20 protein-coding genes are annotated in these 22964 nt (G+C 69.2%); 1 reads left to right on the top strand and 19 read right to left on the bottom strand.

Annotated elements, in window-relative coordinates; translation table 11 throughout:
* Window positions 1-304: 304 nt before the first annotated feature.
* The 7 genes from P5G59_RS09400 to P5G59_RS09370 all read right to left on the bottom strand — a co-directional run bounded on the left by P5G59_RS09400 (window position 305) and on the right by P5G59_RS09370 (window position 5825).
* Complete coding sequence (locus P5G59_RS09400; RefSeq protein WP_301218313.1) at window positions 305-1354, bottom strand: hypothetical protein; 1050 nt, start codon at window positions 1352-1354, stop codon at window positions 305-307.
* 99 nt (window positions 1355-1453) lie between these two features.
* Window positions 1454-1750 (bottom strand): WXG100 family type VII secretion target, encoded by a 297-nt coding sequence (locus tag P5G59_RS09395; RefSeq protein ID WP_301218311.1) that lies wholly within the window; start codon window positions 1748-1750, stop codon window positions 1454-1456.
* Between the two features lie 136 nt (window positions 1751-1886).
* A complete protein-coding gene (locus P5G59_RS09390) occupies window positions 1887-2786 on the bottom strand; it encodes a hypothetical protein (RefSeq protein WP_301218309.1) in 900 nt (299 codons plus the stop codon).
* Window positions 2783-3376 (bottom strand): hypothetical protein, encoded by a 594-nt coding sequence (locus P5G59_RS09385; RefSeq protein ID WP_301218308.1) that lies wholly within the window; start codon window positions 3374-3376, stop codon window positions 2783-2785. The genes P5G59_RS09390 and P5G59_RS09385 overlap by 4 nt, the downstream gene beginning before the upstream one ends.
* Window positions 3373-4032, bottom strand: coding sequence for a hypothetical protein (locus P5G59_RS09380; RefSeq protein ID WP_301218306.1), 660 nt, complete (start codon window positions 4030-4032; stop codon window positions 3373-3375). The genes P5G59_RS09385 and P5G59_RS09380 overlap by 4 nt, the downstream gene beginning before the upstream one ends.
* 39 nt (window positions 4033-4071) lie before the next feature.
* Window positions 4072-5481 (bottom strand): putative T7SS-secreted protein, encoded by a 1410-nt coding sequence (locus P5G59_RS09375; RefSeq protein ID WP_301218304.1) that lies wholly within the window; start codon window positions 5479-5481, stop codon window positions 4072-4074.
* Window positions 5482-5495: 14 nt separating this feature from the next.
* Window positions 5496-5825 carry a hypothetical protein gene (locus P5G59_RS09370; protein ID WP_301218302.1) on the bottom strand — a complete coding sequence of 110 codons (330 nt, stop codon included), beginning with the start codon at window positions 5823-5825 and terminating at the stop codon, window positions 5496-5498.
* A 112-nt stretch (window positions 5826-5937) separates the two neighbouring features.
* On the opposite strand from P5G59_RS09370, the gene P5G59_RS09365 reads away from it, so the two are divergent.
* A complete protein-coding gene (locus P5G59_RS09365; protein ID WP_301218300.1) occupies window positions 5938-10452 on the top strand; it encodes a type VII secretion EssC family protein in 4515 nt (1504 codons plus the stop codon).
* A 67-nt stretch (window positions 10453-10519) separates the two neighbouring features.
* Here P5G59_RS09365 and P5G59_RS09360 read toward each other — a convergent pair whose 3' ends face one another.
* From P5G59_RS09360 to P5G59_RS09305, 12 genes are all read right to left on the bottom strand, one after another.
* Window positions 10520-11014 (bottom strand): DUF6121 family protein, encoded by a 495-nt coding sequence (locus P5G59_RS09360; RefSeq protein WP_301218298.1) that lies wholly within the window; start codon window positions 11012-11014, stop codon window positions 10520-10522.
* A gap of 15 nt (window positions 11015-11029) precedes the next feature.
* A complete protein-coding gene (locus tag P5G59_RS09355) occupies window positions 11030-12196 on the bottom strand; it encodes a hypothetical protein (RefSeq protein WP_301218296.1) in 1167 nt (388 codons plus the stop codon).
* Window positions 12197-12286: 90 nt separating this feature from the next.
* A complete protein-coding gene (locus P5G59_RS09350) occupies window positions 12287-12994 on the bottom strand; it encodes a hypothetical protein (RefSeq protein WP_301218294.1) in 708 nt (235 codons plus the stop codon).
* 1 nt (window position 12995) lies between these two features.
* A complete protein-coding gene (locus P5G59_RS09345; RefSeq protein WP_301218292.1) occupies window positions 12996-13727 on the bottom strand; it encodes a hypothetical protein in 732 nt (243 codons plus the stop codon).
* Complete coding sequence (pilM, locus tag P5G59_RS09340; protein WP_301218290.1) at window positions 13724-14770, bottom strand: type IV pilus assembly protein PilM; 1047 nt, start codon at window positions 14768-14770, stop codon at window positions 13724-13726. Before pilM ends, P5G59_RS09345 begins: the two co-directional genes overlap by 4 nt.
* A gap of 19 nt (window positions 14771-14789) precedes the next feature.
* Window positions 14790-15623, bottom strand: coding sequence for a prepilin peptidase (locus tag P5G59_RS09335; RefSeq protein WP_301218288.1), 834 nt, complete (start codon window positions 15621-15623; stop codon window positions 14790-14792).
* A complete protein-coding gene (locus P5G59_RS09330) occupies window positions 15620-17320 on the bottom strand; it encodes a hypothetical protein (RefSeq protein WP_301218287.1) in 1701 nt (566 codons plus the stop codon). Before P5G59_RS09330 ends, P5G59_RS09335 begins: the two co-directional genes overlap by 4 nt.
* Window positions 17321-17376: 56 nt before the next feature.
* Entirely contained in the window at window positions 17377-18054 is a 678-nt protein-coding gene (locus tag P5G59_RS09325; RefSeq protein WP_301218285.1) for a PulJ/GspJ family protein, read from the bottom strand.
* On the bottom strand, window positions 18051-19412 hold the full coding sequence (locus P5G59_RS09320; protein WP_301218283.1) for a type IV pilus modification PilV family protein: 1362 nt from the start codon (window positions 19410-19412) through the stop codon (window positions 18051-18053). Before P5G59_RS09320 ends, P5G59_RS09325 begins: the two co-directional genes overlap by 4 nt.
* Before the next feature lie 103 nt (window positions 19413-19515).
* Window positions 19516-19947 (bottom strand): type IV pilin protein, encoded by a 432-nt coding sequence (locus P5G59_RS09315; protein WP_301218281.1) that lies wholly within the window; start codon window positions 19945-19947, stop codon window positions 19516-19518.
* A gap of 180 nt (window positions 19948-20127) precedes the next feature.
* On the bottom strand, window positions 20128-21354 hold the full coding sequence (locus tag P5G59_RS09310; protein WP_301218279.1) for a type II secretion system F family protein: 1227 nt from the start codon (window positions 21352-21354) through the stop codon (window positions 20128-20130).
* Window positions 21354-22964, bottom strand: a complete 1611-nt coding sequence (locus tag P5G59_RS09305) for a PilT/PilU family type 4a pilus ATPase (protein WP_301218277.1) — start codon at window positions 22962-22964, stop codon at window positions 21354-21356. The genes P5G59_RS09310 and P5G59_RS09305 overlap by 1 nt, the downstream gene beginning before the upstream one ends.

The following is a 22964-nucleotide window of genomic DNA, read 5'->3' as shown; positions in this document are numbered from 1 at the left end:
CAGTTGTTGCTGGTTCCCATGAGCCACCGACCCGTCGGACGGGCATGGGGGTTCGTGGGGGATCGGCCCACTGGCGTTACCGCCGGCCGATATGCCGTGGGGGCTGGGGTCCCGTGCGGTCTCCCTGCCCATCGGATGAGTACGTGCCGGCTCGCTCGGCTCCCGCCCGGAAGAGGGCATGAGACGAGCGCGCGACAGAGCGCACACCCGATAAATACTATCCGGCGGCACCCGTGCGGTCAAATGAGCGGGGGCCGTGCGGGGCTCTGTCCGCGCAGGGCGAAAAGGGATGCGGCCGGGACCGTCAGCCCTGCGCCGAACCGTCGTCGAACAGCGGGGTGAACACCGCGCCGTCGCCGGTGAAGGTGACGGTTCCCGAGTACTGGAAAGGGATCTCCTCCGTCGTCACCTGAGCGCTCGCGCCGTCCGAGGTCCGGGTCAGCGTGGCGGTCGCCGTGACGCTGCCGTTCCTGCCCTGCACGTCCCAGCCGCCGTCGTACCAGGCGCCGTAGAGCACGTCGACCTCCGGGCGCGTGACGAGCGACCAGTGGATGTCGCTCATCTGCACGCCGGGCGTGACCGGCGCCTGGACGTAGAAGGGGCAGTTCGCGGGAGCGGACTCCTGGGTCGCGAGGCAGGTGTCGAGCCAGGATTCGACCGCGGCCTTCGCCGCGGCAGCGCCGGAGTCGGAGATCTCGGCGGCGAACACCGTCGGCGTGATCACGCTGCCGACGCCGTGCGACACGGCGACGCCGCTCTTCACCGAGTAGTCTCCGCTCGCCCGGGCGAACTCGACCGGGTAGCTCCCCGGCAGTGCGCGCAGCTTCGCGATGCGGTCCTCGACCTTCGGCGTCTTCCCGCCGACCGTGAAGACGAGCCCGGACGGGCCGTCCGCCTCGACCTCGACCGTGTCCGGCGTCACCGGGGCGAGCTTCCAGAGCGGCAGGAACGGGAGCCCGCCCGCGCGCACGACACGGAACGATCGCTGGTAGGGCCTGTCGCCCTGCTGCACCGTGGCCACGACCGTCGTCACGCCCTTCCGGGTGACCGGGGAGGAGAGGGTGTAGGACGCGATGCGGTCGGTCGCGGTCGCGTACGCCTTCTGGTCGAGCAGGACGTCGCCCTTGCCCGCGTGGATGCCGCCGAGCGCCATCGCCTCCCGGGCGTTGCCGTGCACCAGCGCGTCGAGGTAGCGGGCGACCACGGTCCTCGGCATGTTCTGCGCCGCAGCCACCGTGCTCGCGGAGAAGAAGGCCCCGGCTGCCGTGCTGAGGACCGCCGCGAACCCCAGAACCCACCAGTACCACCGCACGCGCATCCGGCGCACCGGCGCCCCCTCGGAACCGATGCTCATCGATCCCCCCCTTCGACGGCTCTCAGCCTAGGGGCGGAACGCGGAAGAGCGCGGGCACCCTTTCGGGGTACCCGCGCTCTTCGACGGTACTGCGGCGACTCAGCCGCCGATGCCCTTGGCGAGCTCGCTGTCGACGTTCTGCAGAGCGTCGGCCGCCTTGGTGAGGAACTGCGACATCCCGTCGAGGCCGTTCACCGCGTCGGTGGTGCCCTTGGTGAACTGCTCGTAGGAGGTGTGGAAGGCGCCGGACGCCTGGTCGGTGACGAAGCCGCCGTTGACGAGTCCGTTCACCAGGTTCTGGAGCTCGTGGAGCTTCGCGGTGATGTCGTCCTTGCCCGCGATGAGGCGGTTGGCGGCATCGGTCATCTCGCCGTACGTGACGTTCATGTTGGCCATGTCGGTCCATTTCCCTTCGTTTGTTCGAGAGAGGCCGTACCCCCGGGGCCGACCAGCTACGTCCACCTAACCAGGCCGCGGCGGTGGACGGAATGGGGAGCACTCCCCATCCGGCTCCCCGCCGCGGTAGCCCGGCTCACGCGGCGGACTCGCCTGAGCCGAGCTCTTCGCCCGCGCGCCAGAAGTTCAGCGTGCAGACCACGCCCGCGACCACGAGCACCAGGCCCAGGGCGAGGAAGGACAGCGTGGCGGGCAGTGCGGAGGCGAGCTCCCCCGGCGACGCGTCCGGTCCGACGGCCTCCGACAGCGGGGTGAGCGCCAGCACGGCCAGCATCGCTCCGAGTCCGGCCAGCCAGAGGTCGAAGCGCCAGCGGTAGTCGAACCAGCGCCAGAACTTCTGGCCCGCTGCGGGCCGACCGCTCACGATCCGGCCGGAGCGCAGCGAGTGTAGGTACGCCGTCTTCTTGAGCAGCGACACGGCCGAGGCGACCGTCACCCCGAAGGCGATCGAGCCGTAGATCAGCCAGTACTGGGCGAACTGCTCGGAGCCGTCCACACTGCCCGGCCAGCCTCCTGTGAACCACGAGATGAGGGGAAGACCCACGAGGACGAACGAGACGAGGAGACCGACGACCACCCAGAGCACGTGCCAGCCGGTCGGGAGCACCCGAAAGCGTGAGACGAAGGTCGCGTTCGGCAGAACCGTGTCGGGCGGGGCGGGGTTGCGCCCCATCCCGCCGCGACGGATCTGCTCGCCGGCGACCAGCCCGCACATGGCGAAGAGCGCCAGCACGCCAGGAACGGCGCTCATTCCGACGGCGGCCAGCCCGCGCAGGTCGTCGGCGCTCGACCCCTGCAGCCCGGGCGGGTCGGACGCGATCCAGGTGAGAAGGATGCCGCCGAGGACGAGCAGCAGGAAGGCGACGGCCGCGAGCACGGCGCCGATGATCGAGAGCACCTTCCCGAACTTGCGGTTGGCCTCGGCGACGTGCGCGCGCCGGGCCGCGAGCGCCTCTCCGGTCAATTCCTCGGTCACGAGGCCGTCTCCGCCCAGGTCAGCGAATCGACGATGGAATCGAAGAACGCGGTGTAGAGGTCGGCGTCGCGCGCGGTCGGCGCCGAGACGCTGATGGACAGCAGGCCGCCGCCATGCGGGTACGGGACCGAGTACTCCAGGTACACGCTGGGCTCGCGCAGCTCGCCGATCGCGTCCTCCCCCAGCTCGCGGGTGCGAGCGACCGGTCCGCTGCGCTGCTCGAGCACCTCGGCGCCCGGGCGCGCGGCGAGCAGGCGGGCGCGCACGTCGTCCGCCAGGCCTTCGGTCTCCTCCGGCCACGGCCGGTCCGTCGCGATGAGGGACGCCGGGAGCGGGATGCCGGGCAGGACCTCCAGCGACATCCAGAACGCGGTGGCCCCGGCGGTGCGGGCGCGCACGGCCGTCTCGATCAGCTCGTCGCGAGCCTCCTTGCGCACACGCGCGAGGCGGTCGTTGCGGCCGACGCGCTCCAGCACCAGCGACCGGACGCGCTCGCGGAGCCGGTCCTCGTCCTCCAGCGGAATCGCCGCCCAGGTGCCGGGCAGCACGATCGAATAGGAGCCCTGCGGGGATCGGGCGGTGTGGGTCACGGGACCTCTTCCGTGTCGGTCGGGGCGGCTTCGGGGGTCGGTCCGACCGCCAGGCTGACGGTCAGGGTGGACACCAGGTCCTGCACATCCTGCACCATGTCGGTAAACACGCCGAGGTTCTCCGCCGAGACGACGAACTGCACGGCCTGTGCGGCGCCGGGTGGATAGACCACCGCGACCACGCGCTCCTCCAGCTCGGCACCGCCTCCCGCGCCGAGGTGCGCGATGAGATTGTGCGATCCGACGACCTCTCCCGCGTCGATCTGCGAGCGCCAGGTCTGGACGGCGTAGTAGCTCTCCGCACCGTCCGGATCGACCTCGGGTGAGGCGAGTGCCGCCTCGTACGTGTCCGGATCGCCCAGCAGGTCGACGGGTGCGAGGGAGAAGACGGCGGCGGCGCCGGCGCGGCCGATCTGCGGGAACGGGATCCAGACGGCAGCCGTGAGCGTGGGGTTGCCGATCGAGCGGAACCGGCTGCGCGCCAGCTCCAGCTCCTCCGACAACCGGCGCTGCGCGTCGATGTCCGCGGTCAGCGCCTCCGCCAGCTCGCGGCTCCACTCCGGGCCGGAGGCGGCGGCCAGCGGCATCGGGTACCACGATTCGAGCAGGCCGATGCCGAAGTCGACGATGTCGCGCCGTGTGTCCCTAGCCGTCACAGTGCTCCCCTCGCACGCTCAGTACGTTACCCGCTGGCCTCACTTCGTGCCGGTGCGGGAGATGTTGTAGATGTCCTTGACCACGCCGATGGTGCCCCCGGCGGCGCCCCCCACCTTGTCGTAGTCGCCGGTGAGGAACGACGAGCCGGTGTCGACCGCCTGGCCAACCGGGTTGTCTCCGAAACCGCCGATCGCGCCGGAGACGATCTTCACGGACGACTGCAACTGGTACACCGTCGCGGCGCCGGCCGTGATCTTCATACCGGTGGTGGCGAGGCCGGGATTCTCGATCGCGAGCTTGGCGAAGTTGGCCAGGTCGGCGTTGACGCCGAGTCCGCCCTTGAGGCTCAGGTTCATCGAGGGGAACGCCTCCTTCGCCGCGGCTTTGATGAGCTCGCCGGGCGTCTTGGTGCCGGACTTGAACGCCTGCATCGCCGCCTGCTGGGCCTCCGAGCGCACGAACGGGGACTTGAAGACATCGGACAGCGGCTTGGCGAGGGCCTCGTTGGCCTTCGCCGCCGACATGAAGTCCTTGCTGTGCATGCCGACGCCCTGCAGGCGAGCGAGCGCACGGGAGTCGGTCACGCCGGTGCGGACGATCGCGACGGCGCGCAGGTTCTTGGCGGCCATCGCGAAGATCTTGCCGCCGAAGATGGTGAGCACGGCCCCGACGGCCGCGAAGATGACGTCGCCCCAGGTCCCGTCGCCGTTGATCACGTTGACGATCGACTGCACCAGATCGATCAGAGCGCCGATCGCCCCGAGGACGATCAGGATCTGACCGAGGATGGGCACCCAGGCGAAGAAGATCGCCAGCACGCCCGCCCACTTGCACACCACCTTGAGGATGTCGAACAGCGTCGCTCCCCAGTTGTCCCACCAGGAGTCCTCGAGGCCGTGGTTGTTCTTGTCCACCACGTTCACGATCGCGGTGATGGCCTTCTCCGCAGCGGTGTTCTTCGCGTCGAGCGCAGCGTGCCACTCGGCGTGGGCGGCGCGCAGAGCGCTGTCGGCGTCGTCCGCCGCATCCTTCGACTTCTTCGCGGCGGTGTCCGCGGTCGACTTGTCGGCGTCGGCCGCCGTGTCGGCCGCGTGCTGGGCGGTGGCCGCGGTGTGATGCGCCGACTCGGCCGCCTGCTGCTTCTCCTCGATGTGAGCGATCGCCGTCCTGGCGCTGTCCTGCGCCGTCCGCAACGAGGACGAGTACTGGAGCAGCGCGTCCGCGGTCTCGCGGTAGCGGTCCTTCGCCTTGGCGATGTCGGCCGCCACATCCTTCGCCGAGTCACGGAACGCGTCGACGGCTTTGGAGACCATCGCATCGACATCGCCGATCTTCTTGAGGGTCGTGACCGAGCGCTGGATCGCGTCCGCGATCTCGGCGTAGTGCTGCGCCTTGGACTGGACGAGGTCCGGGTCGCCCTTCAGCGGCTGGTATTCGACGTCGCTCATCGACAGGTCCTCTCTCAGTTCGCCGCGGGCGGGGTCGGGTACTTCTCGGGCGACTCGCTCGCTGCGTCCTCGAGCGCCTTCGCGAGTCCCTGATCCACTTCGGTGAAGCCGTCGGTGACGGCGGAGACGGACTTCTCGAGGCCCTCCACCGACTCGGTCATGCTCTTCCGCTTGTCGTTCCACTTGTGTGCGAAGTCGCGCACGTGACCGCCCAGACCGTCGTGCCCCGTGGCCTCCGCCACGTCGTCGCTGAAGTCGTCGGCGCCCTTGAACTCCTTGACGATCGCGTCGAGGTCGGACTTGAGCTGACCCAGCAGCTGCAGATCCAGCTTCAGGTCGGTCATGGCGGTCCCCCTTCTCTCGTTGTCCGAAGCCAACATACCGACGAGGTGGAGAACGGACGATGGGGAGCGGTCCCCATGCTTTCCGCGCGCGGGGAATGAGTATCGTCGTGTCGTGCGCTTGAAACTCACTCTCGCCCGATCGTCCGGCGCGAGCGACGACATCGTCGTCACCGCCGACGCCGCCGCCAGCATCGCCGAGGTCGCCGCCACCGTGCAGCGCATCGACCCGCGCCCGGGGAACGCACCCGCGACCGACCTGCGCGGCCTGACGCTGAGCGCCACGCTCCCTGGGCAGGCCGAGCCGCTCGTGCTGCCGCCCGATGCTCCGATCGGCGAGGCGTGGATCGGCAGCGGTGCCACGGTGCGCCTGGCCGACGCGGGCGTCTACTTCGCACCGACCGATCTGGGCGATGCACCGGTGGTCGCGACACTGCGAGTGGTGAGCGGACCGGACACGGGCGCGGAGTACCCGTTGCGCCGCGGGACGACCGTCCTCGGACGCGACGCCTCGTGCGACATCGTGCTGAACGATCCGCTGGTGTCCAAGAAGCATGTCCGGCTGGAGACCGGAGACGGCGTGGAGGTCGTCGACCTGGGCTCCGCCAACGGGGTCGTGGTCGACGGCGGCCTGATCGCGCGATTCACGGTGAACAGGTCCGAGACGCTGCTCATCGGCGACACGGAGGTGCGGATCACGGTCGCCGGCCTCTCCGGCATCCCGGCCGCAGCGCCCAAGGCGGGTCCGATCTTCTTCAACCGCTCGCCACGGGTGGAGCGACGCTACTCCGGCACGGTCTTCCAGGCGCCCGAGGTGCCGCAGGAGAAAGAGGATCCGCCCTTCCCGCTGCTGGCGATGATCACGCCTCTGCTGCTCGGCGGCGCGATGTTCTTCCTCACCAAGAACCCCACGTCCCTGCTGTTCGTGCTGCTCTCGCCGGTCATGATGATCGGCAACTACGTGACCGGCCGCTCCCGCGGCAAGCGCCGGCTGAAGAAGGCGATCGCCGTGTTCGACAAGCGCCTGGAGGCGCTGACGGAGAAGCTGGACGTCGAGCGCGAGCGGGAGATCGAGTTGCGGCGGGCGGAGTCTCCCACGACGCACGCCGCCCTCGCCGAGGCGCTGCAGCGGGGCCCTCTGCTGTGGACCAGGCGCCCCGAGCACTGGTCGTTCCTCAACGTGCAGCTCGGCGTCGGTTCGATGCTCTCGCGCAACACCATCCAGAACAACGACCGCGGCGAGATGATCGTCGAGTTCCAGGAGCGGCTCGACGCGGTGATCCAGGCGCACGAACGGGTCGAGCCCGTGCCGGTGCTCGACAACCTGTACGAGTCCGGCGCGCTCGGGATCGCCGGTCCGGTCGAGCACACCGTGGGCAGCGTGAACGCCACCCTCGTGCAGCTGACCGCCCTGCACTCCCCCGCCGAGCTCGTCGTCGCGGCACTCGTGTCGCCCCGCTGGTCGCGCGAGCTGGAGTGGCTCAAGTGGATGCCGCACACGTCGTCCCCGCACAGCCCGCTCGCCGGCGGCCACCTGGCCGACAGCGCGTCGAGTGCTGCGAGCGTGCTCGGCGCGATCGAGGACCTTGTCGCCGACCGGCTCGCCGCGATCCGCGAGGCGAAGCGGCGCGGCGCGATGGAGCAGGAGCGGGCTGCCCTGCAGCGCGGCGCCGAGGTGGGCTCCCAGGCGACCGACGACGGCACGCCCTCCCCCATCCCCGCCGTCGTGGTGGTCATCTCCGACGACGTCTCCATCGACCGCGCGCGCCTGGTGCAGCTGGCGGAGTCCGCCGCCGACGCGGGCGTGTTCCCGATCTGGGTGAGCACCGACACGGCGGCCCTGCCCGCCGTGTGCCGCACCTACGTGGAGCACGCCGACGCACCGGACCGCGCCACCGTCGGGTTCGTGCGCCTCGGAGAGACGATCCCGGATGTCGTGACCGAGCCCATCACATCCGATGTCGCCCTCGACTACGCCAAGCGGATGGCGCCCGTGATCGATGCGGGAGCGCTTGTCGCAGACGCCTCGGACCTTCCGCGGAACGTCTCGCTGGTCAGCCTGCTCGGCTACGACCTCGCCGAGTCATCGAGTGCGGTGATCGACCGCTGGCGGCAGAACGCGTCCATCCACGACCGCACCGCCGGCACCCGGCCTGCCAAGCGCCGGCCGGGCACGTTGCGCGCGATCATCGGCTCGGCCGGCGTGGACGCGATGCACCTCGACCTGCGCACGCAGGGACCGCACGCGCTCGTCGGCGGCACCACGGGCGCGGGGAAGAGCGAGTTCCTGCAGGCCTGGGTGCTCGGGATGGCCGCCGAGTACAGCCCTGACCGCGTCACGTTCCTCTTCGTCGACTACAAGGGCGGCTCGGCCTTCGCCGACTGCGTGAACCTGCCGCACTGCGTCGGACTCGTGACCGACCTCTCACCGCACCTCGTCCGCCGCGCGCTCACCAGTCTGCGGGCGGAGCTGCACTACCGCGAGCACCTGTTGAACCGCAAGAAGGCCAAGGATCTGCTCGAGCTGGAGAAGCGCGGCGACCCCGACAGTCCGCCCGCGCTCGTGCTGGTCATCGACGAGTTCGCCGCGCTCGTCGGCGACGTGCCGGAGTTCGTGGACGGCGTCGTCGACATCGCCCAGCGCGGGCGCTCGCTCGGCATCCACCTGATCATGGCCACGCAGCGACCCGCCGGCGTCATCAAGGACAATCTGCGGGCCAACACCAACCTGCGCATCGCCCTCCGGATGGCGGACGAGTCGGATAGCCAGGACGTCGTCGGGGTGGCCGACGCGGCGCACTTCGACCAGGGGCTCCCCGGCCGCGGCCTCGCCAAGACCGGACCGGGCCGGCTGACGCGCTTCCAGTCCGCCTATGCGGGAGGTTGGACCTCTCGCGAGCCCGAGCGGGCGGGCGTGGAGGTGGCGGAGCTGCGTTTCGGCGGCGAGGTGCGCTGGGAAGAGCCGCGCGCTGCCGAGGAGCCGGAACGCGAACTCGGGCCGACCGACCAGCAGCGGCTCGTCGCCACCATGATCGGCGCACACACGGCCGCGCATCTTCCCGCTCCCCGGCGACCGTGGCTCGACGAGCTGGCGGGCGTCTACGACCTCGGACTGCTGCGGCAGCGCACCGACTCCGAGCTCCTGCTGGGGGTCGCCGACATCCCCGACCGCCAGGAGCAGCGCCCGGTCTACTTCAACCCGGACGTGGACGGCAACCTCGCCGTCTTCGGCACCGGCGGTTCGGGCAAGTCGACCGTGCTGCGCACCCTCGCGTCGGCCGCAGCGATCACCCCGCGCGGCGGGCCGGTGCACGTCTACGGGCTCGACTTCGGCGCGGGCAGCCTCCGGATGCTGGAGAAGCTGCCGCACGTCGGCTCGATCATCCCGGGCGACGACCCGGAGCGCATCATCCGCCTCTTCCGGATGCTCAAGGAGACGCTGGAGGATCGCGGCCCGCGCTTCGCCGAGGCGAACGCGTCGAACATCACCGAGTACCGGTCGCTGACCGGGCGGCTCGACGAGCCGCGCATCCTGCTGCTCGTCGACGGGTTCCCCAGCTTCCGCGAGGACTTCGAGATCCCGGCCGGCCGGTCGCAGTGGTACGACGTGTTCCGCGACCTGCTCGCCGACGGCCGACGTCTCGGGATGCACGTCGCCCTCACCGGCGACCGCGCGGGTGCCGTGCCGACCGCGATCGGCTCGCTCGTGCAGCGCCGCGTCGTGCTGCGGCTCGCCGACGACGGGTACGGGATGCTCGACGTGCCGAGCGACATCCTGTCGCCCGCCTCCCCTCCCGGCCGCGCCATCGTCGACGGCTACGAGACGCAGGTCGCCGTGCTGGGCGGCTCGCGCGCCGTCGCGGACCAGTCGGAGGCGGTCCGACGGCTCGCCGAGGCGATGGAGCGCGCGGGAATCCCACACGCGCCGGTCGTCGGCTCCATGCCGAAGGAGCTGGATCCGGCGTCGCTGCCCGACAGCGTCGGCGGGAAGCCGGTGCTCGGCATCGGGGACGCCGACCTGGGGCCGCTCGGCTTCGATCCTTCCGGCACGCTGCTGCTCGCCGGTCCCCCGGCGAGCGGCCGGACCACCGCGCTCGCGGCGATCGCGGACGCCGTCGCCCGGTTCGACGCCGAGACGCGCCTCTACTACGTCGGCTCGGCCCGGTCGCCGCTCGCCGGCTCCGCGCTGTGGACCGACCGCGCGCTGACGCCCGCCGACGCGGCCGAGCTCGCCAAGGACCTGACCACCGCCATCGCCGACCCGGACACCGAGGGCCGGATCGCGGTGTTCGTGGAGAGCATCGGGGACTTCCTGCAGACGCCCGCCGACTCCCCCATCGTGGAGCTCGTGCGCGCCGTGCGCCGAAGCGACCACCTGTTGGTCGCCGAGGCGGAGACCAGCGCCTGGGGCACGTCGTGGCCGCTCCTCGGCGAGGTGAAGAACGGCCGCCGCGGCCTGCTGCTGCAGCCGGACTCGATCGAGGGCGACCTGCTGCTGAAGACCCCGCTGCCCCGGCTGAACCGGTCGGAGTTCCCTCCCGGCCGCGGCGTCCTCATCCAGAAGGGCGGGTTCACGCGCGTGCAGGTGCCGCTGGTGGACGCGTCCCTCCCCGCCCGAGTGCGGGTCTGACTGCTCCCTGACGGAACGTCTGCGGCTGCGCGCGCACCCGCGGACGTTCCGTCAGGGCGCAGACGCGCTAGTCGTCGTCGTCGCGCTCCCAGGGCCAGCGCGGGCGTCCGCGCTGGCGGAAGCGGCCGACCAGCACCAGCTGGTACAGCAGGGTGACGACGAATGCGGCGATCCCCGCCGTGATCGCCGGCCACCCGCCGAGTTGCGCGAACGCGAACAGCACGTAGCGGAGCGGCCCGCCCGGGTCCGCCAGGGAGCCCGCGATCGCTCCCGACGCCGCGTACACGAGGTAGCAGGCGAAGCCGACGCCGAGGGCGACGCCCGGGGAGACGCGCTGCCTGTCCGCCGGCACGCGCGTCCCGAGCACGATGAGGAAGACGAGCAGCATCAGCGTGGCCGCGCCGACCATGACCGGCCCCACCAGCGGGCCCATGGCAGGGTCGGCCACCACCTCGGTGTCGGTCGCGAGCGAGACCAGCCCGAAGGCGGCGACGATCAGCGCAAGGTACAGCCCCGCTGCGAAGAACGCGATGACGGTGGCGTACGTCCGGTCGTCAGGCATGCGGCGGACCGCCGCTCAGTAGCCCTGCTGAGCGTAGGCTGCGACGGCCTGGTTCTGCGCGTCGGCGAGCTGCTGCTCGTAGTCCGCCTGCGCCTCCGCGTTGCGCGCCTTGAGCTTGCGGCCGCGGGCGGCGAGCCAGGCGCCGGTCCAGATCGAGATCTCGCGGGCGATGACGCCGGCGAGCACCGCGAACGGGTTCACCCAGGTGGCCCGCAGCAGGATCGCGAACTCGCCCGGGGTGCGCAGCCAGTACTGCCCCTCCACCAGGCTCGCGCCGACGTAGACGAAGTACACGAACACGGCCACGAACAGCCCGCCGAGGATGTAGGCCCACCAGCGGGCGCGGTTCAGGATCTGGACGAGGACGACCATCCCGATGAAGAACGCCAGCACCGGCGCCCAGCCGCGCAGGCCGACGGCGTTGCCGCCGGTGAAGAACTCGCGCAGCGCCGGACCGAACTCGTTGCTCGGCGTCAGCAGCGAGCCCACGACGAGCACCGCCGCGACCCACAGCACCGCGAACGCGGCCGTGCCGACCAGGGCGATCAGGATGCCGACGCCGCGGTTGCTCTTCTTCTTGGGCGGCTCGGGACGCTGCAGGTAGATGGGGGCGACCGGCTGGGGCGCCGGGGCCGCGGCCGGGGCTGCGGCGGTGGCGGTCGCGGCGGTGGCGGCGGTGGCCGGGACGGTGCCGTAGGCGGCGGTGGCGTCCGCGGCGCCTGCGGCGGCGGTGGCCGCCTGGCGGACGTTCGCGGCCTCGGCGGCGACGATCACCGGCGCGGCCGACTCGGCCGGAGAAGCGGTGTCGACCGTGGCGTCGCCGGCGGCGGTGGCCCCCGGCTGCGTGCTGTTACGAGCGATCGCGGCTGCCACCTCGTCGTCGCTGGCCGTGACCGGCTCCGGCTCGGCGATGGCGGCGGGACGCGGCGGCTCGGCGGGCGCGGCGGGCGCAGCGGGCGCCTGCGGCTCGCCGCCTTCCGCGGGACGGTTCACGTGACCGCGTGCGGAGACGGGGTCCGACGGCGGCTCCACGTTCTGCGCGCCCGTATCCGTGGCCGGCTCGGCGGCCGCCGACTCGGCGGGGGCCGTCGCCGGCGCGACCTGCTCCGCGGCAGGCTGCTCCGAATCCGGTCCGGGCTCGTACGTCGACCGCTTCGGCGCGGAATCCGGCGTGTCGCTCATCAGTGGCACCTCCATGGACCCGGCGGGTCCCGTCGTCGCCCACTGTAGCAACGGGGGTCGCGGTGTCCAGGGAGGCGGGGCGGGGCGGGGTCACTTGGATGCGTCGGAAGCTTCCGCCTTCGCCTGCAGTGTGTAGATGTAGCCGCCGATCTTGCCCTCCCAGGCCGCCCCGTCGTCTGCCGGCAGCTGGCTCGCGCTGGTGACGAGGAACAGGCGGCTTCCCGACTGCATCGACGCGAGGAACGCCTTGCACTGATCCCACGAGCCCTTCACCGTCACGGAGACAGCCGTCCCGATGAGCGATCCTGCCATGGGCGCCGCCGCTCCGTTCGCCGAGCCGGCGGTGGGAGCAGGCGTCGGCGTTGCCGTCGGCGACGGCGACGCGGTCGACGAGCCGTTGGCAGCCCCGTCGCCGCTCCCTCCTGCTTTAGCGGCGCCTTGCTCGGCGCCCTGATCGGCGACCGCGTCCGAGAACGTGATCGACGTGACCACGACCGAATCGCTGGCCGCAGCAGCAGCAAGGTCCTTCATGAAACTCGGATAGTCGGGCGTCTCCGTTGGGATCGAGCGGCGAAGAGCCGCCAGCTCCTTGTCGGTCTCCGAAAGCTTGCCGTAGTCCTTCTTGAGTTGTGCGAGCTTGGCGAGGTTGGCGGCGTTGGTCGCATCGACGGACGCGCGCTCGGCCACGGCATCGGAGGCCGAAGAGAGCTGTGGTTGGATGGCGAGGAACCAGCCTCCGACGAGGATCACTGCCGCGAGGACGATCGCGCCGATCGTCCAGAGCCGTGTGGTGTTCACGTCACTTGCCTTTCTCTGAGAAGCGACCGTCGAAAGCCGCGTCGTTGAGATGGAGCGTCACGTTCGAGAGGTACGCCCCCGTGGTATCGTCGCGCGTTGTCGTTCCCGGGATTGCGTCGCTGTATCCGGGCAGAGCCGACAGTGCGGTGACCCAGTCCGCGAGATTCGGGACCGAGCTGCTCGCGGCCTGGAGGTCGACCGTGGCTACGCGAGGTCCCTGCAACGGTGACGAGGGCTGCTCGAACGGCGCGATCGGCGAAGCCGACTTGATGTTGATGCCGACCACGACGACACCGGCGGGAAGAGCGGCTTGGATCTTGTCGATGTAGCCACTCCAGAAGATCTCAGTCGACGCGCCCCTGACCTGCGCGGCTTTGAGAAGCGCCACCTGGCGCTGAGCGTCCTGCGCCTTGATGTAGTTCTTCTGCTGCGCGAGGATCGTCGTGGTCTGCTGCTGCGCATCGACGACGCTCGCTCTCATCGACTCCGACAGTGCGGTGGCGCCGAGCGCACCGAGAACGACCAGGACGAGGGTTCCGGCGACGACGTACACCAGCAGGTGACGAACACCTCTGGCCTTGCGCAGCGCCCGGATCTCCGGTGGGAGAAGATCCGCGCGGGGCGCTGTCACGGCGAGCATCGGGGGCGGAGCGGCCTTCTTCGGCGGAGCCGGGCTCTTGCGTTTGGCGCGGCCGGCGACCGCGTCCGATTCGGAACCCGCTGCGATACTCATGCGGCACTCCCAAGAACGAGCCCGAGGGCGATGGTCAGCTCCGACCGCTCCGCGGCGAGGCGCGAGGCGGAGAGCTTACGGGTGAGGGTGAACTTGCCCAGTGGGTCGCCGGGGACGACCTCGAGCCGCGTCATCTCGCCGAGCGCTTCAGGGAAGCCGGGCAGCTGCGTCCCGCCGCCGGTCAACACGACGCGGCCGATCGGCTGGTCCGGGCGGGTGTTGGCGAAGAAGGTGATCGTGTTGCGGATACTGGTCAACAATTCGCCCGTCACCCGGTAGATGATTTCGACTGCCCGCTGCTGATCGGGCGAATCCACGCTTCGCGCGAGTCCCAGACCGCGCTTGAGCTCCTCGGCCTGCGGTTCCTCGAGGTTGAGCTCGCTTCCCAGGGCGCGGGTGAGGTCGTCCCCGCCGGCGGGGATGATGCGCACGAACTGCGGGATCCCGGACCGTTCGACGACCACGGTCGTCGCGGTCGCCCCGACCTCGATGAGGACGTTCGCCGAGGTACCCGACTGTGCGGGCGCCAGCGCCCGGCTCAGAGCGAAGGGGATGAGGTCCACCTCGGTCGTGTTGAGCCCGGCGCTCTCGACCGCGCGGACGGTGCCCAGCACGGCTTCCTTCACCGCTGCCACGAGCAACCCCTGCACCTCGCCCGGGTTGGCGGGGTTCGGCCCGATGGGATAGAAGTCGAGCAGGGCCTCGGACACCGGGACGGGCAGCATGTCCTGAACGTTGAACGGCAGAGCTTCTCTGATCTGCTGGCGAGGAGCGGCGGCCACGCTGAGGTCCCGGACCAGCACCCTTTGGTTGCCGACGCCCAGCACCACCTTCTTCGAGGAGAAGCGATGGGTCGTCCACAGTTGGCGCAGACAGGCGGCGACGGTGTTGGGCTCGACAACCTCGCCGCGCGCCACGGCACCCCGCGGGATGGGGATCGAGGCGTGGCGGATGAGGCTCGGGTTGGGGCGCCCGGGATTCTCCACCTCCACTGCGCGTATGGTCGTCGATCCGATGTCGACTCCGGTGATTCTGTTGGCCATGATGCGTCTCCTGTTTCCGTCAGCGCAGACCGATGAGTGCGAGGTAGGCGTTCCCGATCGGTTCGCCGAAGAAGAGTCCGAGCCACGCCCCGAGGAGCATCCACGGGCCGAAGGGGATGCCGTCGCGCCGGCCGAGGCGGCGCAGCGCGAGCAACGCGATCGCGACGACGCCCCCGACCACGAAGGCGGCGAAGGCGCCGACGACGAGCGACGACCATCCCTGGTACGCCAGGTAGAGGCCGATCAGCGCAGCGAGCTTCACGTCGCCGAAGCCCATCCCGCCGGGCTTGACGAGCGCCGTGACGAGGTAGAACGCGAAGAGCAGGCCGGCGCCGACGAGGGCGCGCAAGATGGCGCCGGGGTCGCCCGCGAGGAGGGATCCCACGCCGAGCAGTAGCGTCCCGACCACCAGGCCCGGCAGCACCAGCGCGTCGGGAAGACGATGCACGTCGAGGTCGATGAGGGTGAGAGCGACCGACAGGCCTGCGAAGCACAGGTAGGCGACGAGGACGACGACCGCGCCGGCGAGAGACCCGGCAGCCTGGTTGGCCGACCAGCTCCACCAGCCGACCAGCGCGAAGAAGATGCCCGTGGCCGCCTCGACCACCGGATAACGCCAGGAGATCGGCGAGCGGCAGTCGCGGCAGCGCCCGCGGAGCAGCATCCACGACAGCACGGGCACGTTGTCACGAGCCCGGACCTGATGACCGCAGTTCGGGCACGCGCTCGGCGGGTGCACGACCGACTTGCCGATCGGGACGCGATAGGCGACGACATTCAAGAACGAGCCGATGATGGCGCCGAACGCGCCCATCCCCGCAGTAACAAGGACCAGGAAGAGAGGGAGGGTCATGGGATCACGGCTCCGCTCGGAGCGAAGGCGGTCTTCACTTCCACGACCGCACTCGTCCCATAGGTGGTGGACACCGGCGAGAGGAACTTCGGCGGGGCCGTGTACTGCAGCCGGGCGTCGTAGACATAGTTCTTGATGTAGCCGGTCGTGATGGTCCCGCCGCTCGACTGGGCCACAGGACCGCGGAACTTCTGGGCTATCGCACCCTTGACAGTCAGGGTCCCCTTCTTTCCCGCGGTGTAGTTCTGCACCTGGAAGGTGTGCGCGACCGACAGGATGGCGGCGTCGACCTCACGCCCGCCGGTAGAGGAGTCGAGCAGATTTCCGGAGGAATCGACCGGGTTGTAGACCCACACGGCATTCTGGCCGACGAGCCCCAGCATGTCGGCTTGCGAGTCGACGTAGGTGACGTCGCCGACGATGTAGACGTAGTTGTCCGCAGCTACAGTGGTCGCCGCGTGGACGGCGCCTTGGACGAACACATCGCCGTTACGGCAGCCGTAGGAAGGCGCCGAGGTCGACGACGATGGCGCCTTCTCGTTCACGGTGGGGTAGCCGAGTCCGTTGCTCGTGCCGGTGCTCCCCGACGAGTTCGAGCAGGTGAAGTTGGAGGGGAACGAGCCGGGAGCGGTGTAGTTCGGGTCGCCGACGATGCTCGGTACCGTCTGCACGAACAGGAGATTGTTGGCGGGCACGGGAATCGTCTGGCCGGCCGGACTTCCGAGCTTGCCGGAGGTCGCGTAACCCGGGGTACCGCACTGCGAGCTGATGCTGCCGCTCGTCGGCGGATCGCCCTGCACGTTGGTCGCTTTCGTCCAGGGGCTGCGCACCGTCATCGTTCCGTTGTTGTTGAAGGTGATAGTGGTCGGTCCGGTGTAGAGGCAGCCCGGGCGCGGAACCGTCGTGAGATCGGTGCGGGTCTCCTGCTTCATCTGAGTGTTGGTGGACGGCATGGCCACCACCGGGCTGTACCGCGGGTAGCCGCTGATGGCGAAGGTTCCCGCCGAGCATCCCGAGGGGATGATGTACGCAGGACCCGAAGTCGGCTTGTAACCGGTGGTCACGATGTTGTTGAAGGTGGTCCCGCAGATCTGCAGGGTGTCGTTGGAGTGCACCGGTCCGTTGATCGTGTCTGCCGCGGCGAACTGGATGGTCGTGCAGTTCGGGCGGCTGGAAACGGCCCACGCGTAGGCCGGCGTGCAGGACGTCGACGACGTCGCGGGGTCCTGGATCTCGTAGTCGGTGAAGTAGAGGAAGTCGATGAACCCGGACTGTTTCAGGTCGGCGACGATGGACCGTGTCATGGAGCCGACCCATCCGGTCGAGCGCAACCGCAGGGTTCCGGAGGTCGAGTATTTCGAGTTGTCGACCTCGTAGCGATAGAACGCACGATTGCCGCTTCCAGGAACGGTCGCCCACGACCCGCCCGATCCGACACCGAACGCGGGGTTGCCATTAGTGCTGGTGAACGAGCTGGTGGAGCTGAAGGGCGCGTTCGAATTCCCATACTGCTGGTAGGTGTTGTCGTTGGCCAGCTTCGCCTGATAGTCCTCGACACCGGCATAGGCGGCGGACATCGCTGCATTCCAGTCCTGGTCCCCGCTCGACTTACGCAGGCCCCCTACGGACGCAGCAAGAGTCACCCCGACGAGGATGAACAGCGCGGCGCCGATGCCGATGACGGAGGCAAGCGCCATGCCAGTGTCGCGCGGTCCGGTCTCTCCGGCGCGGGTCAAAAGCCTGCTGAGGCGCGTCACAGGGTCCTCGCAAGGGGCAGGTTGGGAAGGCCGACAGTGTTCTGAAGCGTGACGTTATAGGCGTTGCCTGTGGTGTTGCCACTGATGGTGAGGGTCACACGCACGGCCGCGATGCTCCGCAGATTACTGGTCGTGTAGCCACCGGAGGGGATGGCGATCGCGGTTCCGTCGACGCCGAGGTAGGTGAACAACGATGGGTTGGACCCTGTCTGAGTCACCACGGTTCCGCCGAGGGTCCGCACCGAACTCGGCGAGCTCTGAAAGCCCCAGTACCCAGGGCTGATGGCGTACGCCGCGTATTTGGTCTCGACGACGTTGCGTTTGGCATCCAGAGAGAACATCACCTTGACTGGCTGCTCGAGTGAGGACGCGAGGTTCACGTATGCGTAGACAGTGACGGACTCCGGTGTGGCCGCGACGAACGCCGGGTCGTTGAGCGACTGCCCGCTGACGGGGTTCTCTGTGGCGGCGCGCAGGATGCGCGAGATCTCGTTCATCACGTTCGAAGCCGACTTGGCATTTCCGCCGATCTGCTCGTTCTGCGCAAAGGCTTTCGTCGTCAGCGAGAAGAAACCGGCAACCATGGCGAGGAGTAGCCCGAGTATCGCCATTGCCACCAGCATCTCGGCGATGGTGAAACCGTCCTCAGCCTTCAGCGCCCGTTGCGCGCTCATGGACCGCCCACCTGCCTCGGGTCGAGAGTGATGGCGTTCTGAGCCGGCGTCGCGATGCCACGGGTGACGAACGCGACCGAGGTCGTGGGGACGACTGTGGTGGTGGCGCCGGACGCGGTGCCCGTGTACAACGTCCAGGTGCCGAACGGGAGGGCGATCGTGGCGGAGCCTGCGACTGCGATCTTCGGGAACCTGTAGATATTGCCTGTGGAGCATCCTGGGTCGCCGGTGCCGGCGATTGGAGCCCGCGAGACTGCGGTGATGAAAGTGTTCGCTGCGAGGCCGGAGACGGTCACGACTCCCAGGTTGATGGGCTGCGTCGGCACGATCTGGCCGGGCAGGGCCGCCGCGGTCTTCGCGGGTTGGCCCACCGCCCCATCCGCTGCAGGTGTCGTCCACTGCGCGGGATCGACATCGACGCAGCTGGGGGCGGAGCCGACCGGTGGAACGTAGGCGCCCGCGAGGGTGGCGTATCCGTCGGTGAAGGGGAAGAGCCGCTGCGAGGCGTTCGTTCCGACGGCCTGCACGTACGGGCCGCCGATCACGCTCACGAAGGTGAGCTGGAGGTTGGCGGGACGGAGGGCCGACGCCGAGCCGTAATTGAGGGTGAAGACGCCGCTGTTGTCGTACGTGAACGGCGCCGGGGCCGCCGCGCCCGCGGTGACCTGCACGTTCTTCAGGACAGGAGTGGGGTTCTGCGCGATGTCGAGGTAGTTCGTGTTCGACAAGGTCACGTCGTAGTTGCCGGGCGTCACCTTGAGGGCGTACGTGCAGCCGTCCGAGTCTGTGACCGGAGGCTGGGCGGCGAGGGAGACGGCCCCGTTCGCCGGGCTCGAGGGGGAGACGGAGACCGAGATGCCCGGTGTACCCGCGCCGGAGGCGGATTTGACCGAGACGATGATGGTGCCGAGCGCGGGGTCGTTGATGCGGTTGTTGGGGGCGATCAGCGTGTCGGAGCGGACCGGCGCGGTCGCCGCGGACATGCCGAGCCACGTGACACTGATGTTCACCTTCTTGTACTGCAGGGTGCCGCCGCCCGCGCCGCACGCGACGCTGTTGTTGTTGGTCGAGACCCAGTCGGTGTTCCGCGTGACCGTGAACGTCGTGTTGTTCACGACGGTCGTCCAGGAGGTGTCGGTGACCGAGAAGACGTCCTTGACCGACCGGTCCAGGTCGATCTCCTGCGCCGCGAGGTTGGTCGCGATCTCGCGGGCGCGGGTGTCGCGGGTGAGTTGAAGCGCGTTCGTCAACGACGCGGCGATCCCCACCGAGATGAGGCCGAAGACGAACATCGCGACCATCACCTCGATCAGGGTGAGGCCCGACTCGTCGTCGAGACGGCGTAGCCAGCGGAACATCTTCACCTCCTTCGGGTGGAGTGTGTGTCTGATGCGGCATCGGGGCGAGGGAATCGCTGCTCCCCCGCCCCGACGTCGCCTGTGCTGCGTTATGCGACCGAGGTCAGCATCCCGTCGGCTTGGTGTTGGCGGCCGAGACGCCCGAGTTGTCGGTCGTGTAGAACTTGTCGCCCGACGCGCTGGTGGCCACGAGGCAGTAGGTGGTGGCGGTCGTGGCCGGCGCCGACGGGCTCCAGGCGACGCTGCCGCCGCTGTAACCGTAGGTGCCCAGAGTGGTGGCGTCGATCGTGGCCGGCAGGGCGCTGTTCTGCGTCTGGTAGGCGACGACGGCGGTCTTCGCGTTGGTGAGGTCGGACTTGGCGGCGCTGTTCTTGGCGTTGTTCTGGATGCCCAGGTACACCGGGATGGCGATCGCGGCGAGAATGCCGATGATGATGACCACCACGAGGAGCTCGATCAGGGTGAAGCCCTTCTCGCCCTCCTCCAGGAGGCCCTTGCGACGGGCGCTCAGCTTGCCCATGAGTCGGAAGTACATTGCAGTGTCCAATCGGTCGGGATGAGTCGTTCAGCCGATCGGTGCGAGTTTCCCGTCCGGCGAGTTGATGGTAATTCGCGGAAAATTCCCTGCAGAATCCCACAAAAGGGGGCAATTTGCTCTACAATCCGCCCCACTTCGGGTGATTCCCCGTTCAGGTGACAGGGACGATGTGAACGGTCACTTGACCAGCGTCGCGATCTGGAAGATGGGCATGTACAGAGCGATGACCATGCCGCCGATCACGACGCCGAGGAAGGCGATCATGAGCGGTTCGATCATCGCGGTGAGCTGCTCCGTCGCCGCCTCCACCTCCTGCTCGTAGAAGTCGGCGATCTTGGTGAGCATCGTCTCCAGAGCCCCGGAATCCTCGCCGACAGCGACCATCTGCGTCACCATAGTGGGGAACACGGGGTGAGCGGCCAGCGGACGGGCGATCGACTCACCCTGCCGCACCGAATCCGCGACGTCGGCCAGCGCGTTCTCTATCACCCAGTTACCACTCGTCTCTCCGACGATCTTGAGCGCCTGGAGGATCGGGACGCCCGCAGAGATCATGTTGGCGAAGTTGCGACTGAACCGTGCCACGGCGATCTTCTTGAGCAGCTTTCCGAAGACGGGGATCTTGAGTTTCACCGGGTCGACCCGCCGTCGCACCTCCGGCTTGTGCTTGTTCCGCCCCCACCAGACGGCGAAGACGATCGCACCGACGAGCAGCACGGGAGCGATCCACACCATCGCATGCGAAGCGACCACGAGGATCTGGGTCGGAAGCGGCAGCGTGCCGCCCAGTCCCTTGAACATGTTCTCGAAGACCGGGACGATAAACAGCAGCATCGCCACGACCGCGACGATCGACATGATGAGGACTATGACGGGGTAGGTGAGCGCCGACTTGATCGTTCCGCGGAGTTTGACCTCCTTCTCGAAGTTGGCCGCCACAGATTCCAGGGCACTGTCGAGGAAGCCTCCCGTCTCCCCCGCGCGCACCATGTTGATCATGAGCGGCGGGAAGACTTCGGCGTGCTTCTTCATCGAATCCGAGACCGACAGTCCCGTCTCGACATCAGTGCAGACCTCGCGCATCGTCGCAGCAAGCTTCTTGTTCTCGGTCTGCTCGGCCAGGATGTTCAGGGTCTTCAGGAGCGAGAGACCGGAACCGGTCATCGTGGCCATCTGCCGACTGAGGACGGCGAGGTCCTTCAACTTGACACCGCTGCCGAAGGAGAGGTTGACCTCGCGGTTGAGTCCCGTCGCGGCCGGTGCCTCGGCGATCTCGATCGGCGAGACGCCCATGGTCCGTAGCCTCGTGAGCACGGCTGCTTCGCCCGGCGCGTCGAGCTTGCCCTTGACCAACCGACCGGTGCCGTTGCGCCCACGGTAGGTGTAGGTGCTGGTCGTCGCCATCAGCGCACCCCTGCCGAGTAGCTGTCGCCGAAGTCGGGCCCGCTCACGGCCATCGCACGCGACGCGGCATCACTGGGCGACTCGGCGCGCTGGATGAGGCGGGTGATGCTCTCGAGGTCATGCGCCTTCTCCAGCGCCGCCTGACGTGTGATGGTTCCGCTGTCGACCAAGTCGGCGAGATGTTGGTCCATGGTATGCATGCCGTCGCCTGCTCCCGCCTGCATAGCCGACGCGATCTGGTAGGTCTTGCCCTCGCGGATGAGGTTCGCGATGGCCGGCGTCATCATGAGCACCTCGGTGGCGACGGCACGACCGCGCCCCGAGGCGCGCTTTACGAGCGTCTGGCAGACGACCCCCTGCAAGGTCGCGGCCAGCTGGGCGCGCACCTGGCCTTGCTGGTGGGGCGGGAAGACGTCGATGACGCGGTCGATCGTCTGCGGGGCGTCCTGCGTGTGCAGCGTCGCGAAGACCAGGTGGCCGGTCTCGGCGGCGGTCAGCGCGACCGAGATCGTCTCCAGGTCGCGGAGCTCGCCGATGAGGATGACGTCGGGGTCCTGGCGCAGCACGTGCTTCAGCGCGTTGTTAAAGCTGTGGGTGTCGTGGCCGACTTCGCGCTGGTTGACGATCGACTTCTTGTGGGTGTGCATGAACTCGATCGGGTCCTCGACCGTCACGATGTGGTCGGCTCGGGTCGAGTTCACGAGGTCGACGAGGGCCGCGAGGGTCGTCGACTTGCCGGAACCCGTCGGTCCGGTCACGAGCACGAGTCCGCGCGGGAGGGACGAGAAGCGACCGATCTGCTCGGGGACGCCGAGCTCACGCAGCTGCTTGATCTCCGTCGGGATGAGACGGAAGGCTGCGCCGACCGAACCGCGCTGCTGATACAGGTTGACGCGGAAGCGCGAGTTGGCGGAGATCGTGAAGGCGAAGTCCAGCTCCAGTTCGCGCCGGAACGCGTCCCGCTGCTTCTCGGTCAGGAGGCTCATGAGCGCGGCCATCGTGCGCTCCGTGCCCCAGGGAGCGCTCGCCACAGCCGGCGTGAGCGAGCCATCGATACGAACCATCGGCGGTGCACCCACGGTCACGTGGAGGTCGGAAGCCCGCTGGAGCACGACCTCGCGCAGCGCGTTCACCAGCTCCGGGTCGGCCCGGTCGAGCGCCTCCCTCTCCGCCGGAGTGAGGGTCGACGTGTCCTCGTCGAACGTGCGGCCCTCCGCAGCACCGTCGGCCCGTGGAGCGTTCTCCAACTGCTGGGCGGCACGCCGGCCTCCGGGCACCAGACGCGGGGCCGGCGCACTGTCGGCGAGATCCCAGACGGGGAGCTGGGACGTCTGCGCAGCAACAGCGGGCGCCGGTGAGGGCGCCTCCTGACCGAGGGGCTCCGCGCGGACGACGTCGGGGAACGTCGGCGGAGCGCTCGCCTGCTCCGGCACAGCAGGTACCACAGGCCCCGCCGCCGCAGGCGGCGACCACACCGGCGGCGCCCCGAGCGGCACGCCCGACCCCGGCGCCCAGCCTGCGGCGGTCGCGCCGGGCGGCGTCACCGGGATCTCGTAGACCGGCTTGTCGGTCGGCGGCGGGAAGCCTCCCCAGCTCTCGTCGTTCGTCAT

Origin of the sequence: Leifsonia virtsii, assembly GCF_030433675.1 — a bacterium.
GTDB lineage: Bacteria > Actinomycetota > Actinomycetes > Actinomycetales > Microbacteriaceae > Leifsonia > Leifsonia virtsii.
The sequence above is the reverse complement of the archived record's forward strand: the minus strand, read 5'-3'. Positions and strand labels throughout refer to the sequence as shown.